14 protein-coding genes are annotated in these 13,919 nt (G+C 71.4%); 8 read left to right on the top strand and 6 right to left on the bottom strand.

The genetic code is table 11. The annotated features are described in order from the left end of the window. Nucleotides 1-152 precede the first annotated feature (152 nt). On the top strand, nucleotides 153-2,687 hold the full coding sequence (locus ACFVDM_RS33270) for an FHA domain-containing protein (protein ID WP_383649237.1): 2,535 nt from the start codon (nucleotides 153-155) through the stop codon (nucleotides 2,685-2,687). Between the two features lie 75 nt (nucleotides 2,688-2,762). On the opposite strand, the gene ACFVDM_RS33265 is transcribed toward ACFVDM_RS33270, so the two are convergent. From ACFVDM_RS33265 to ACFVDM_RS33255, 3 genes are all read right to left on the bottom strand, one after another. Further along, entirely contained in the window at nucleotides 2,763-3,533 is a 771-nt protein-coding gene (locus tag ACFVDM_RS33265) for a transglycosylase SLT domain-containing protein (RefSeq protein ID WP_383649234.1), read from the bottom strand. A 293-nt stretch (nucleotides 3,534-3,826) separates the two neighbouring features. Next, nucleotides 3,827-4,933: an S-adenosylmethionine:tRNA ribosyltransferase-isomerase gene (locus tag ACFVDM_RS33260; RefSeq protein WP_383649230.1), complete on the bottom strand. Its 1,107-nt coding sequence runs from the start codon at nucleotides 4,931-4,933 to the stop codon at nucleotides 3,827-3,829. Further along, complete coding sequence (locus tag ACFVDM_RS33255) at nucleotides 4,933-5,640, bottom strand: SDR family NAD(P)-dependent oxidoreductase (protein WP_383649228.1); 708 nt, start codon at nucleotides 5,638-5,640, stop codon at nucleotides 4,933-4,935. The genes ACFVDM_RS33260 and ACFVDM_RS33255 overlap by 1 nt, the downstream gene beginning before the upstream one ends. Before the next feature lie 197 nt (nucleotides 5,641-5,837). Between ACFVDM_RS33255 and ACFVDM_RS33250 the strand changes: the two genes are divergently transcribed. From ACFVDM_RS33250 to ACFVDM_RS33240, 3 genes are all read left to right on the top strand, one after another. Next, the gene (locus ACFVDM_RS33250) at nucleotides 5,838-6,983 is read left to right on the top strand and encodes a GAF domain-containing sensor histidine kinase (protein WP_383649225.1); all 1,146 of its coding nucleotides are present in this window, start codon (nucleotides 5,838-5,840) and stop codon (nucleotides 6,981-6,983) included. Further along, nucleotides 6,976-7,620, top strand: coding sequence for a response regulator (locus ACFVDM_RS33245; RefSeq protein ID WP_383649223.1), 645 nt, complete (start codon nucleotides 6,976-6,978; stop codon nucleotides 7,618-7,620). The genes ACFVDM_RS33250 and ACFVDM_RS33245 overlap by 8 nt, the downstream gene beginning before the upstream one ends. Before the next feature lie 147 nt (nucleotides 7,621-7,767). Beyond that, entirely contained in the window at nucleotides 7,768-8,019 is a 252-nt protein-coding gene (locus tag ACFVDM_RS33240) for a chaplin family protein (RefSeq protein ID WP_383649221.1), read from the top strand. Nucleotides 8,020-8,187: 168 nt separating this feature from the next. On the opposite strand, the gene ACFVDM_RS33235 is transcribed toward ACFVDM_RS33240, so the two are convergent. Beyond that, nucleotides 8,188-8,961 (bottom strand): hypothetical protein, encoded by a 774-nt coding sequence (locus tag ACFVDM_RS33235; RefSeq protein ID WP_383649219.1) that lies wholly within the window; start codon nucleotides 8,959-8,961, stop codon nucleotides 8,188-8,190. A 208-nt stretch (nucleotides 8,962-9,169) separates the two neighbouring features. On the opposite strand from ACFVDM_RS33235, the gene ACFVDM_RS33230 reads away from it, so the two are divergent. The 4 genes from ACFVDM_RS33230 (at nucleotide 9,170) to ACFVDM_RS33215 (ending at nucleotide 12,300) form a co-directional block, all read left to right on the top strand. Next, the gene (locus ACFVDM_RS33230; RefSeq protein WP_383649217.1) at nucleotides 9,170-9,967 is read left to right on the top strand and encodes an ABC transporter ATP-binding protein; all 798 of its coding nucleotides are present in this window, start codon (nucleotides 9,170-9,172) and stop codon (nucleotides 9,965-9,967) included. A 67-nt stretch (nucleotides 9,968-10,034) separates the two neighbouring features. Then, nucleotides 10,035-10,466 (top strand): NfeD family protein, encoded by a 432-nt coding sequence (locus ACFVDM_RS33225; protein ID WP_383649214.1) that lies wholly within the window; start codon nucleotides 10,035-10,037, stop codon nucleotides 10,464-10,466. A gap of 74 nt (nucleotides 10,467-10,540) precedes the next feature. Then, on the top strand, nucleotides 10,541-11,470 hold the full coding sequence (locus tag ACFVDM_RS33220) for an SPFH domain-containing protein (protein ID WP_383649210.1): 930 nt from the start codon (nucleotides 10,541-10,543) through the stop codon (nucleotides 11,468-11,470). A gap of 62 nt (nucleotides 11,471-11,532) precedes the next feature. Then, nucleotides 11,533-12,300, top strand: a complete 768-nt coding sequence (locus ACFVDM_RS33215; protein ID WP_383649207.1) for a sulfite exporter TauE/SafE family protein — start codon at nucleotides 11,533-11,535, stop codon at nucleotides 12,298-12,300. 60 nt (nucleotides 12,301-12,360) lie between these two features. Here ACFVDM_RS33215 and ACFVDM_RS33210 read toward each other — a convergent pair whose 3' ends face one another. Next, complete coding sequence (locus tag ACFVDM_RS33210) at nucleotides 12,361-12,867, bottom strand: HNH endonuclease (RefSeq protein WP_383649204.1); 507 nt, start codon at nucleotides 12,865-12,867, stop codon at nucleotides 12,361-12,363. Between the two features lie 147 nt (nucleotides 12,868-13,014). Further along, nucleotides 13,015-13,554, bottom strand: coding sequence for a YbhB/YbcL family Raf kinase inhibitor-like protein (locus tag ACFVDM_RS33205; RefSeq protein ID WP_383649200.1), 540 nt, complete (start codon nucleotides 13,552-13,554; stop codon nucleotides 13,015-13,017). Between the last annotated feature and the right edge of the window lie 365 nt (nucleotides 13,555-13,919).

Below are 13,919 nucleotides of genomic sequence, written 5' to 3'. Positions count from 1 at the left end.
CAACAGCGCGGTCTCGGTTCGGTCACCGTCCCGCCCGGCTTTGGCATCGCCCTCCGCCCGGCTTTCGTATCCGGGACTGCTCCTGGAATAGTTCCCCACGATGTTCAGCATCCCTAGACTCCCTGCAACGGGGGTAACTCGGGGGACAACTAGTGGGGCGCGGAGTGCCGGAACTCGTACTGGAATTGAATGGCAGGACCTGGACGCTCGATCCGTCCAGGTCGTACACCCTCGGACGTGATCCGCAGGGCGACATGACGATCGACGACGCCAGGGTGTCGTGGCGGCACGCCACGATCAGCTGGAACGGCCGCGCCTGGTCCATCGAGGACCACGGCAGCACCAACGGCACGTACGTGCAGGGGCAGCGGATCCAGCAGATGGAGATCGGCCCCGGATCCACGGTGAACCTGGGCAACGCCACCGACGGCCCCCGGCTCGGCCTCAGCGCCGCCGGGGTGTACAGCGGCCAGGCCGCCGCGGGGGCGCAGGCCCCCGCCCCGCAGCAGCACGCCCCTGCGCCGCAGCAGCCGGGACCCGGCATGCCGCACCAGCAGGCCCCGCAGCAGCACGCCCCGCAGCAGGGCTGGCAGCAGCAGGCCCCGCAGCAGCAGCCCCGGGTGCCGCAGCAGGGCATGGGCGCCGGCGGTCCGGCGGGCGGCCCGCCCGTCTACGGCGACCGGAGCCCGACCACGTTCCACCAGCTGGCCCTCGACCGTGTGATGCGGATCGGCCGTGCGCTGGAGAACGAACTGGTCGTCTCCGACCTCCAGGTCTCGCGCCACCACGCCGAGTTCCACGCGACGCCCGACGGCCGCTTCTCGATCCGCGACCTGGGCTCCCACAACGGCACGTACGTCAACGGCCAGCCGCTCTCCAAGTCCGGCTCGGCGCTGATCGGCCCGAACGACATCGTCGGCGTCGGTCACTCGACCTTCCGGCTGGTCGGCGACCGTCTCGAGGAGTTCGTCGACACCGGTGAGGTCTCCTTCGCCGCCCGCCACCTCACGGTGACCGTGGACGGCGGGAAGCAGATCCTCAAGGACGTCTCCTTCGGTGTCCCGGAGAAGTCGCTCATCGGCGTCATCGGCCCGTCCGGATCCGGTAAGTCCACCCTGCTCAAGGCGCTGACCGGCTACCGGCCCGCCGACCAGGGCGACGTCCTGTACGACAACCGGAACCTGTACAAGCAGTTCGCCGAGCTGCGGCAGCGCATCGGTCTGGTCCCGCAGGACGACATCCTGCACAAGGAACTGACCGTCGCCCGCGCCCTCAAGTACGCGGCCAAGCTCCGCTTCCCCGCGGACACCACGGAGCACGAGCGCCAGGCGCGGATACACGAGGTCCTCGCCGAGCTGAAGCTCGACATCCACAAGGACAAGAAGGTCACCTCGCTCTCCGGCGGCCAGCGCAAGCGCGTCTCGGTGGCCCTGGAGCTGCTGACCAAGCCGTCGCTGATCTTCCTGGACGAGCCGACCTCCGGTCTCGACCCGGGCATGGACCGCGATGTGATGCAGCTGCTGCGCGGACTGGCCGACGACGGACGCACCGTCCTGGTCGTCACCCACTCCGTCGCCGAGCTGGCCATCTGCGACAAGCTCCTGGTCATGGCGCCGGGCGGCTCGGTGGCCTACTTCGGTCCGCCGGACGAGGCGCTGAACTTCTTCGGCTACAGCACCTGGGCCGATGTCTTCTCGGCGTTCGAGAACTACCGCGACTACGACTGGTCGGGCCGCTGGCGCGGTTCGCAGCACTACCAGCTGTACGCGGCCGACATCGACGCGGTCGCCGCGCAGTCCGTCCACATGCCGCCGCCGCAGCAGATGCGCCCGCCGAAGCCGCAGGGCTGGTCGGCGCAGCTGTGGACGCTGATGCGCCGCTATGTGTCGGTGATCGCGTCCGACAAGGGCTTCATGGGGCTGATGGTGATCCTGCCCGCGGTGCTGGGCGTGGTCAGCGTGGTCATCCCCGCCGACTTCGGACTGGCACCGCCCAAGCCGCCGTCCCGGTTCAACGGGGACGCCGGAACGATCATGCTGATCCTGGTGATCGGCATGACCTTCTCGGCCGCCGCCAACTCCGTACGAGAACTGATCAAGGAACGGGTCATCTACGAACGGGAACGGGCCACCGGCCTCTCCCGCTCGGCCTATCTGATGTCCAAGGTGATCGTGCTCGGCGTGATCACGGCCATCCAGGGCGTCATCATCTGCGGGATCGGCTTCGCGACCCGCGATCTGCCCGAGGAGGGGCTGATCATGCCGCCGGCCGTGGAGCTGTGCGTCACGATCATCGCCCTCGGCTTCACCTCGATGATGTTCGGCCTGGTGATCTCCTCGCTGGTGAAGACCGCCGAGAAGACCATGCCGCTGCTGGTCATGTTCGCCATCGTCCAGGTCGTCTTCACCGGCATCCTCTTCCAGGTCTACGGTTCGCCCGGCCTGGAGCAGTTCGCCTGGCTGATGCCCTCGCGCTGGGCCATCGCCGGCGCCGGTTCCACGCTCGACCTGGCCCACCTGATGCCGCCGTGGGACGCCAAGAACCCCACGGACCTGGACCCGCTGTGGGAGCACTCGGCCGGCCAGTGGGGCGTCAACATCACCGTGCTGCTGGTCCTCGGGATCATCTGCGGAGTGGCCGTCGCCCGGCTGCTGCGCCGCCACGAGCCCGAGGTCATGCGCAAGTAGCGCCGAAGCGCGCCACCGTACGACGCCGGAGGGCGGCACCCCGTGGGGTGCCGCCCTCCGGCGTGTTCACAGCCGTCAGTACGCGCTGTTGACGTTGTCGATCGAGCCGTACTTGTCGGCGGCGTAGTTGGCCGACGCGGTGATGTTGGCGACCGGGTCGTACTGCGTGTGCGGGGTGCCGGACACGTGGTAGTAGTCGAAGGTCGGCTTGATGATCTGGAGCAGACCGATCGAGGGCACACCGTTCTGGGCGTTGATGTCCCAGTCGTTGATGGCGTTCGGGTTGCCGCTGGACTCGCGGATGATGTTGCGGTGCAGCCCCTCGTACGTACCGGGGATGCCCTTCTCCTTCATGATCGCGAGCGACTCCTTGATCCAGCCGTCCAGGTTGTTCGCGTAGACGGGGGTGCGGGACTCGGAGCGGCTGGACTTGTGGTGTCCGCCGCGCTCGGAGGCGGCCTTCTTGGCCTTCGCCTTCTTGACCTTGGCCTTGACCTGCGCCTCGCTCTTGACCTTCTCGGCCTTCGCGACGGCCTCGATCTTCGACTTCTCGGCCTTCGCGGCGGCGGCCTTCTCGGCCTTGGCGGCGTCGACGGCCTTGACCAGCTGCTCGGCGGAGGCGTGCTGCTCCAGCAGGCTGTTCTGGATGGTCCTGGCCTGCGGGGCGGTCGAGTCGAAGACGACGGGGGACGCGGAGAGGGCCTGCGGCTCGGTCTCGGCCGCGGCGTTACCGGGCACCAGGGACAAGGAGAGTGCAGCGGCGGCGACGGCGGAGACACCGGCGGCGGAGAGCTTCTGGGTCTTGTTCAGGTTACGGAGACGGGCGGGAATGCGGGACGCGGACATACAGGCATTACCTCTTCGAATCGCGGGAGTCCTCACGGAGGACGAAGACGGGAGCGACTGCGCATCTCCGTCGGGGACAACAGCAATTCTTAGCGGCGGCAAAATGGCCTGGCAAAGGTGTGACGTACGAAGCCGGATAGTGGAACACGGGGTTGTTTGTCCGTTATGGCCCACACGTGACGCCGAGCAAATCGCCCTTTTCCACCCACTAGGGAACTTCGTAAGTGACCTGGGCCCTATGCCCGGCCTCACACCGCACCCCGTCCCGTTTCACCATCCGTTGCTCCTGCAACTCATAGCGTGAGGCTCTGGAGCCCCTCCCGGGGCGCCGGACCGGACCCGGACCCCCGCTCCCCGGGCAGCAGCAGGTGCACATCCCCGAACTCGTGCCACAGGTACCGGTGCTCCAGCGCCTGCGCGTACCCCCGGCCCAGCGCCGCGCCGCCCGCGACGGCCTCCAGCATCAGCAGATGGGAGGCGCGCGGCTCGTGCAGCCCGGTCAGCAGCCCGTCCACCGCCCGCACCCCGCGCCGAGGCGTCACCACCAGATCCGTCCACCCCGACGCGGCCCGCACCACCCCGTCCGGCCCCGCCGACGACTCCAGCGCCCGCACCGCCGTCGTCCCCACCGCGATCACCCGCCCGCCGCCCGCACGCGCGGCGTTCACCAGCCACGCCGTCGACGCCGGCACCGCGAAGCGCTCCGGGTACGGCGGCTCGTGCACCTCCGCCGAGGCCACCCCCGTGTGCAGGGTCAGCGGCGCGAACTGCACGCCCCGGCTCACCAGCGCCGCCACCAGCCCCGCAGTGAACGGCCGGGCCGCGCTCGGCATCTCCGCCGACCCGCTCCCGTCGGCCGACGGCAGCGCGAACACCGTCTGATAGGCGGACAGCGGCTGGTCCCGCTCCGTGTACCCGTAGCGGATCGGCCGCCCGTACCGCCGCAGCAGCTCCGGCACCCCCTCCGGCACCCGCGCCCACCACAGCCGCGCCCCCGGGCCCCCGCCGGCCACCGGCTCCGCCAGGACCAGCTCCGCACCGCCCGGCAGCCGCACCACCGCGCCCGCCGGCCCGCCCGGACGCGGCACCGTCGCACCCGCCCCGTCCGGCCGCCGCAGCTCCACCGCCCAGCGGCCGTCCTCGCCCCGGGTCGAGAAGTGCACCACCACCCGCTCCCCGCCGGCCCGCCCGTTCACCGCGGCGGCCAGCGTCGGGGAGGTGTTCACCACCAGCACGTCACCGGCCCGCAGCTGCTCCGGCAACTCCCGGAACGCGTGGTGCGACACCGCCGTCCCCCGCGAGACCAGCAGCCGTACGTCGTCCCGCCCCGCACCCCGCTGCTCGGCGGGCACCCGCGCCAGCAGCTCGTCGGGCACCCGCAGCGCGTCCAGCGCCGTCATCACCGCTCACCCGCCCCGGACAGCAGGGCCCCGGCCGTCCACCGCCCGCTCGCCGGACGCCGGTCCAGCAGCTCCAGGAACGCGGGCACCACGCTCTCCGGACGCGGCCGCGGGGCGAGGTCCTCCGGCACCGCCGCCGCGTACAGCTCCGTCCCCAGGTCGCCCGGATCCACCGACCACACCCGCAGCCCCGGCTCCTCCACCCCCAGCACCGCGGCCAGCTGGTCGAGCGCCGCCTTCGACGCCCCGTAACCGCCCCAGTTCGCGTACGGCTCCACCGCAGCATCGGAACTCACCACCACGACCGAGCCCGCCGCCGAGGCCCGCAGCGACGGCAGGGTCTCCCGCACCAGCCCCAGCGCCGCCACCACATTCGTCTCCAGCGCCCGCCGCAGCCCCTCCTCGGGCAGCTCCGCCAGGCGTACGAGCGGCTCGGCGCCCAGCGCACTGGCATTGCTCACCAGCAGATCGAGCCCGCCGAGCTCCCGTGCGGCGGCGGCCAGCTCCGCCCGGTGCCCGGCCTTCGCGACATCACCGGCGACGGCGGTCACCCGGACCCCGAACCGGCTCCGCAGCTCCCCGGCGGCCTCCCGCAGGGGACCGTCCGACCTGGCGTCCAGCACCAGGTCCCAGCCCCGTTCCGCGAGTCCGGCGGCCAGCGCCCGGCCCAGCCCCTTCGACCCGCCCGTGATCAGTGCGACAGACATGACAGACGTCCCCTCGGCAGTCGGTCCCGGACCGGCAGGAGACCGGTCCGGACGCCTCCACCGTAGGAACGGGCCCCCGTCCCACGCCTCGGCCCGCGGGCGGGCCCGCAGGGCACTTCGCCCTAGTTCCCACGGCCTAGTCCGCGGCCGTCCACAGGCCGATACGGGACCGTCGGGCCGCCGGTACCGTGAGCCCCATGAGCCACCGCCCCGCCTCGGGTCTCGCCGCCGTGAGCGCCGCTCTGCTCGCCATGAGCAGGCACCTCGAAATGCGCGACGTCCTCAAGACGATCGTCGCCTCGGCCCGCGACCTGCTGAACGCGCAGTACGCGGCGCTCGGCGTCCCGGACGACCACGGGGGCTTCGCCCAGTTCGTCGTGGACGGCGTGAGCGACGAGCAGTGGAAGGCCATCGGCCCGCTCCCGCGCCAGCACGGCATCCTCGCCGCGATGCTCCACGAGGCGAAGCCCGAGCGCCTGGCCGACGTCCGCAAGGACCCCCGCTTCGAGGGCTGGCCGGCCGCCCACCCCGACATGTCCGACTTCCTCGGCCTGCCGATCCGGGACGGCGACGACGTCATCGGCGCCCTCTTCCTCGCCAACAAGCTCTGCCCGAAGCCCGAGGGCAGCTGCGGATTCACCGCCGAGGACGAGGAACTGCTGTCGATCCTCGCCCAGCACGCGGCGATCGCCCTCACCAACGCCCGGCTCTACGAACGCAGCCGCGAGCTGACGATCGCCGAGGAGCGCTCCCGGCTCGCCCACGAACTGCACGACGCGGTCAGCCAGAAGCTCTTCTCGCTCCGCCTCACCGCCCAGGCCGCCGCCGCCCTCGTCGACCGCGACCCCGCCCGCGCCAAGGGCGAGCTGCACCAGGTCGCCGCCCTGGCGGCCGAGGCCGCCGACGAACTGCGCGCCGCCGTCGTCGAACTGCGCCCCGCCGCCCTGGACGAGGACGGCCTCGTCGCCACCCTCCGCACCCAGATCCAGGTCATGGACCGGGCCCACACGGCCCGGGTCACCTTCACCAGCGCCGGAGTCCGGGCGCTGCCCGCCTCCCAGGAGGAGGCCCTGCTGCGGGTCTCCCAGGAGGCCCTGCACAACGCCCTGCGCCACTCGGACGCGGACCACGTCGACGTCACCCTCGCCCGCCGCGACGGCGGCACCGTGCTCCGCGTCACCGACGACGGCCGCGGTTTCGAACCGGCGGCCACCCGGCGGGCCGGACGCCATCTGGGCCTGGTCTCCATGCGGGACCGCGCCGCCGGGGTCGGCGGCACACTCAGCGTTGAATCGGCGCCCGGCAAGGGCACCACGATCGAGATGGAGGTGCCCTGTGGCTGACGGGACCATCAAGGTGCTGCTGGTCGACGACCACCAGGTGGTCCGCAGGGGCCTGCGCACCTTCCTGGAGATCCAGGACGACATAGAGGTCGTCGGCGAGGCGTCGGACGGCGCCGAGGGCGTGGCCAGGGCCGAGGAGCTGCGGCCCGACGTGGTGCTGATGGACATCAAGATGCCCGGCACCGACGGCATAGAGGCCCTGCGCCGCCTGCGCGAGCTGGAGAACCCCGCGAAGGTCCTCATCGTCACCAGCTTCACCGAACAGCGCACGGTGGTCCCCGCCCTGCGCGCCGGAGCCTCCGGTTACGTGTACAAGGACGTCGACCCCGACGCCCTGGCCGGTGCCATCCGCTCGGTCCACGCGGGCCACGTCCTCCTCCAGCCCGAGGTGGCCGGGGCGCTGCTCGCCCAGGACGAGCCCGGTGCGGGGACGGGCCGGGGGAGCACCCTGACCGAACGGGAGCGCGAGGTCCTCGGCCTGATCGCCGACGGCCGCTCCAACCGGGAGATCGCGCGGGCCCTCGTCCTGTCCGAGAAGACCGTCAAGACACACGTCTCGAACATCCTGATGAAGCTCGACCTGGCGGACCGCACCCAGGCCGCCCTGTGGGCCGTGCGGCACGGGGCCGCGGGCTGATCAGGCCTCCGCCCCGGCGTCAGCCGCGATCCAGAGATTCACCCTCACTGGTATACGTCACCCGAACGGCGCATCCTCTTCCGGCCACGAACGTTCTCCAGGACGTGCCGCGGCGAACCGCCGCGGCGACGCTAGGAGGAACCTGAAGTGAAGAACCTGAAGAAGGCTGCCGCCGTCACCATGATCGCCGGCGGGCTCATCGCGGCCGGAGCCGGCGCGGCGTCCGCCACCGGCCACAGCGGCTCCGGCGCGCACGGCGTCGCAGCCCACTCCCCGGGTGTGATCAGCGGCAACCTCGTCCAGGTCCCGGTCCACGTCCCGGTGAACGTGGTGGGCAACACCGTCAACGTCATCGGCCTCCTGAACCCGGCCTTCGGCAACCTCGGCCTGAACCGCTGACCCGCGCCACTCCCGTACGGCGATGCCGCCGGCCCGTCCTCCGAGGACGGGCCGGCGGCATCGTGCGTCGGGAGGGAACCCACAGGGCGCCCCGCGCCGCCCACCCGGCGGAGCCCCTGCCGGGTGGGGGAGGGGGAGAAGCGCCCGCGGCGTCCGCTGGGACAGGCCCTACCGCGCCCGCTCCTCCACGTACGCGTTGTACGCGGCGACCTGCGCCCGCCGGGCCACTCGCTCCACCGGCCGCAGCGCCTCGCCCCGCGCCGCGATCTCGGAGGAGCTCACCGCACCGCCGTGCCCGTCGTAGGCCAGCGAGACCAGCAGCCCGATCCGCTGCGCGAGCGCGAGCACCCGTGCCGCACGCGGCGGATAGCCGGGCGCCAGGACCTCGCCCCCCGCGGCCCGCGCCCGGTACGCGTCCAGCGCCGCCTCCGCCACCGGCCCGGAGGCCGCCACGTCGAGCCGCGACAGCACCGCCGTCGCCTCCCGCATCGCCTCGGCCAGCTCCCGCTCCGCCTCGCCCAGCGACGGCACGTCCGCCGGGGGCGCCTCGCGCACCGTCAGACAGTGCCAGACGCACTCGACGTGCTGGTCCCCGGTGTGCCCCGCCGCCCGCACCTCGGGCACCAGCCCGTACGGCGCACCGAAGGTGACGACCGCCTCCTCCGCCTCCAGCGCACGGGCGTTGAACTCCGCCGGGCCGCTCAGCCCCAGCGGATGCCCGGGAACCGGCAGCGCCACCCGGAAACCCGTCGCCCCCAGCCGCCGCAGCCGCCCCAGCGCGAGGGTCAGCCCGACCGGCCCGGCCTCGCCCGGCAGTCCCTCGACGCGGTGCACCGCGTCCTCCCCGACGATGGCCGCCGCCGCGTCGTCGGGCGACACGAGCCCGGCCAGCAGCGCGTTGCCCCAGGCGGCCAGCAGCCCTGAACGTGGTTCCGAAAGCATGGGCACAGCCTAAGGGCTGGCCCGCCGTCCCCGGTGGGCGTGCGACGACACCCCTCGGGCCGCCCCGCCGGTCACGGCCGATCCGCGGGACGGGCCCCTCGGCAGCCCCCTGGGACCCCCGCACTCGCGCGGTGGCGTAGGTTTTCCCTGGGAGCTGTGCCCACAGGCACGCGACGATCTCGACACTGCATGGGGAGACAACGCGCTCATGAGCGATGTACTGGAGCTGGTGGACGTATCCGTGGTCCGCGACGGACGCGCTCTGGTGGACGACGTCTCCTGGTCGGTCAAGGAGGGGGAGCGCTGGGTCATCCTCGGCCCGAACGGCGCCGGCAAGACCACCCTCCTCAACATCGCGTCCAGCTACCTCTTCCCGACCAGGGGGACGGTCTCGGTCCTCGGCGAGCGCCTCGGCGGCGTCGGCACCGACGTCTTCGACCTCCGCCCCCGCATCGGCATCGCGGGCGTCGCCATGGCCGAGAAGCTGCCCCGCCGCCAGACCGTCCTGCAGACGGTCCTCACCGCCGCGTACGGCATGACCGCCACCTGGAACGAGGACTACGACCAGGTCGACGAGGACCGCGCCCGCGCCTTCCTCGACCGCCTCGGCATGACCGAGTACCTCGACCGGAAGTTCGGCACCCTCTCCGAGGGCGAGCGCAAGCGCACCCTGATCGCCCGCGCCATGATGACCGACCCCGAGCTGCTCCTCCTCGACGAACCGGCCGCGGGTCTCGACCTCGGCGGCCGCGAGGACCTGGTGCGCCGCCTCGGCCGGCTGGCCCGCGATCCGTACGCCCCCTCCATGATCATGGTGACCCACCACGTCGAGGAGATCGCCCCCGGCTTCACCCATGTCCTGATGATTCGTCAGGGCAAGGTGCTCGCCGCCGGCCCCATGGAGACCGAGCTCACCTCCCGCAACCTCTCCCTCTGCTTCGGCCTGCCCCTCGTCGTCGAGCACCAGGGCGACCGCTACACGGCCCGCGGACTCCCCCTCGGCTAAAGGGTGTTGCCGGTCCTGCCCGGTTGTGCCCTGTCCGTGAGGGCGCCCGCGGTCCTACCATGACCCCGTGGACATCGACGCGTGGGTGTGGTGGCTGATCGGTGCGGTGGGACTGGGCATTCCGCTCGTCCTCACCGCGATGCCCGAATTCGGCATGTTCGCCGTGGGGGCGGTCGCCGCCGCGGTCGTCGCGGCCCTCGGCGGCGGGATCGTCGCCCAGGTCCTCGTCTTCGTCATCGTCTCGGTGGCGCTGACGGCCGTGGTGCGCGTGATCGCCGGCAGGCAGCGCGGGGACCGCGCGCCCCAGCACGCCACCGGCATCGATGCACTGAAGGGCCGTCAGGCCGTCGTCCTGGAACGGGTGGACGGCGCGGGCGGCCGCATCAAGCTGGCCGGCGAGATCTGGTCGGCCCGCTCACTCGACGCCGGACTCAGCTTCGAGCCCGGCCAGCAGGTCGACGTCGTCGACATCGACGGGGCGACGGCCGTCGTCATGTGACCGAACTGCCCCCACGCCAAGGCGCGTTCTGTCAGACTCGGTGACGATCATCAACCGAAGGGCACGAGGAAACGATGCAACCGATCATCATCGTCCTGATCATTCTGGTGGTGCTCGTCTTCATCGCTCTGATCAAGACGATCCAGGTCATTCCCCAGGCCAGCGCCGCCATCGTCGAACGTTTCGGCCGGTACACCCGCACGCTCAACGCGGGCCTGAACATCGTCGTCCCGTTCATCGACTCGATCCGCAACCGGATCGACCTGCGCGAGCAGGTCGTGCCCTTCCCGCCGCAGCCCGTCATCACCCAGGACAACCTGGTCGTCAACATCGACACCGTCATCTACTACCAGGTGACCGACGCCAGGGCCGCGACGTACGAGGTCGCCAGCTACATCCAGGCCATCGAGCAGCTCACCGTCACCACGCTCCGCAACATCATCGGCGGCATGGACCTGGAACGGACCCTGACCTCCCGCGAGGAGATCAACGCCGCCCTGCGCGGCGTCCTCGACGAGGCGACCGGCAAGTGGGGCATCCGCGTCAACCGCGTCGAGCTCAAGGCGATCGAACCGCCCACCTCCATCCAGGACTCGATGGAGAAGCAGATGCGCGCCGACCGTGACAAGCGCGCCGCCATCCTCCAGGCCGAAGGAACCCGGCAGTCCGCGATCCTCACCGCGGAGGGCGAGAAGCAGTCCGCGATCCTGCGGGCCGAGGGCGAGGCCAAGGCCGCCGCCCTGCGCGCGGAGGGCGAGGCCCAGGCGATCCGCACCGTCTTCGAGTCGATCCACGCCGGCGACCCGGACCAGAAGCTCCTCTCGTACCAGTACCTCCAGATGCTCCCGAAGATCGCCGAGGGCGACGCCAACAAGCTCTGGATCGTCCCGAGCGAGATCGGCGACGCTCTCAAGGGCCTCAGCGGCGCCTTCGGCAACATCGGCGGCGGGGTCCCCGGCTTCAACACCGGCGCGGAGCGCCGCGAGGAACCCCCCGTCGACTGACGCCCGCCGCCCCTCGTGCATGATCGGTGCACCAAGCACCGATCATGCACGGGGGATGAGCCATGACCATCTGGGAGATGCTCGCCGTATTCGCGGCGGGGATCAGCGCGGGCACGATCAACACGATCGTCGGATCCGGCACGCTGATCACCTTCCCGGTGCTCCTGGCCGTCGGCCTGCCGCCGGTCACCGCCACCGTCTCCAACGCCCTCGGCCTCATCCCCGGCTCCATCAGCGGCGCCATCGGCTACCGCAAGGAACTGGAGGGCCAGCGCCGCCGGGTCCTCAAACTCGGCGCCGGCGCCCTCGTCGGAGGCCTCACCGGCGCCACCCTGCTCCTCGCGCTGCCCTCCACCGCCTTCGAGACGATCGTCCCGGTGCTGGTCGCCCTGGCCCTCGTCCTCGTCATCCTGCAACCGCGCATCAGCAAAGCCGTCCAGCGCCGCCGCGCCCGGACCGGGGGCGAGGCCCGCCCCGACGGCGGCCCGCTGCTCTTCACCGGCCTGATGCTCGCCAGCGTCTACGGCGGCTACTTCACCGCCGCACAGGGGATCATCTACCTCTCCCTCATGGGCATGCTGCTGGACGACACCATGCAGCGCCTGAACGCCGTGAAGAACGTCCTGGCGGCCGTCGTCAACAGCATCGCCGCGCTCTTCTTCCTCTTCGTCGCCGACTTCGACTGGACCGCCGTCATCCTCATCGCCGTCGGCTCCGCACTCGGCGGCCAGATAGGCGCCACGATCGGCCGCCGGCTCAGCCCCGCCCTGCTGCGCGGTCTCATCGTCACGGTCGGAACGGTCGCCATCGTCCAACTCGTCCTGCGCTGACAAGACGAGGCCCGCCTCCTCACGAGGCGGGCCTCCTTTACCGCAGCGGACGTACGGCGGCTACGCCGCGGACCGCGACAGCCATTCCGGCAGCTCCGACCGGTCCCCGGCCGCCAGCGCCAGCAGCATCGCGTCCGCGGGCGAGGGCACGAAGGGCTGCCGCAGCAGCGGCATCCCCGCCTCCTCCGGCGTACGCGCGGCCTTGCGGTGATTGTCCTCGGCACAGGACGCCACCGTGTTCAGCCAGGTGTCCTGGCCCCCCTGGGCGCGCGGCAGCACATGGTCGACGGTGCTCGCCCGCCGCCCGCAGTACGCGCACCGGTGCTGGTCCCGGATCAGCACCCCCCGCCTGGACCACGGAGCCTGTCTTCGGAACGGCACCCGTACGTACCGGCAGAGCCTGATCACCCGCGGCACCGGGATGTCCACGGCGGCACCACGCATGCGCAGCTCGGGGTGGGACTGCTCGACGACGGCCTTGTCCTGCAGAATCAGCACCACCGCACGGTTCAGCGTCACCGTCGACAGCGGCTCGAAGCTCGCGTTCAGTACCAGCGTGTCCCGCATCTCGCCCACCTCCCGTGTGCCGCCCGCCCCCTGGCAGGCCCGGATCAACTCTGGCCGGGCAGGCCGTGATGGACAACGCAATAAAAAGTGCTCTGCCCTGATCTCTCCAGGACCAGGGCAGGGCAAACGGCGGGGGAACGTCTGGATTCAGGCTCCGGCGGCGGGTTCCGCGTACTCCCCGACCAACTGGGCCCGGCCCAGCGTGTGGAAGCGCAGGTTGAAGCCGACCGCCGCCGGGGACGTGTCGCTGTCCGGGCCGAGCTTCTCGGTGTCCACCGCGTACACGGTGAACACGTAACGGTGGTTCTCGCCGGCCGGCGGAGCGGCGCCGCCGAACTCCTTCGACCCGTAGTCGTTGCGGGCCTGCACGGCGCCCTCGGGAAGCCCCTCGAACGCCCCGCTGCCCGCACCGGCCGGCAGCTCCGTGACCGACGCCGGGATGTCGAAGAGCACCCAGTGCCAGAAACCGCTGCCCGTCGGGGCGTCCGGGTCGAAGCACGTCACGGCGAAACTCTTCGTCTCCGCCGGGAACCCCTCCCACCGCAGCTGCGGCGAGGTGTTCCCCGCTGCGAACACCTGCGCGTCCGCCAGCACCCCGCCCGGGGCCAGATCCTCGCTCACCACGGTGAACGAGGGCACCTCGGGATGGAAGTCGTGCGGAAGCGGGGCCCTCTTCGGCTCGGTCACGTCAGCTCACCTCTCCTGATGGTTCTGCTCCGGGACGGTCTCCGGCTCCCCGAGCCTAGGGCGTGTGGTGAAAGTCCCGCCTGCTCGGCGACGCCTGGCACGCACGCTCGCTGCGTTGTCGGGATCACCCCGATACATCCAGTATCGGGGCGACCCTCCGCCTTGCGATCGCACGCACCAGACGCCGCCGAGCCCGCCCTGCGGGCGGACGGCGCTACTTTCACCACACGCCCTAAAGGTTGTTGCAGAAGGGTGGGTGTGGGCAGGTCAAAGTGGTGTTTGACCTGTTGGTTCAGCCGGTCATGGTGAGGTTGTGCATGGTGGCGACGGCTTGGACGGCGTGGTGGAGGCCGTCTCCTTTCTGG

Source organism: Streptomyces sp. NPDC057682, assembly GCF_042799575.1.
Classification (GTDB): Bacteria; Actinomycetota; Actinomycetes; order Streptomycetales; family Streptomycetaceae; genus Streptomyces.
The sequence above is the reverse complement of the archived record's forward strand: the minus strand, read 5'-3'. Positions and strand labels throughout refer to the sequence as shown.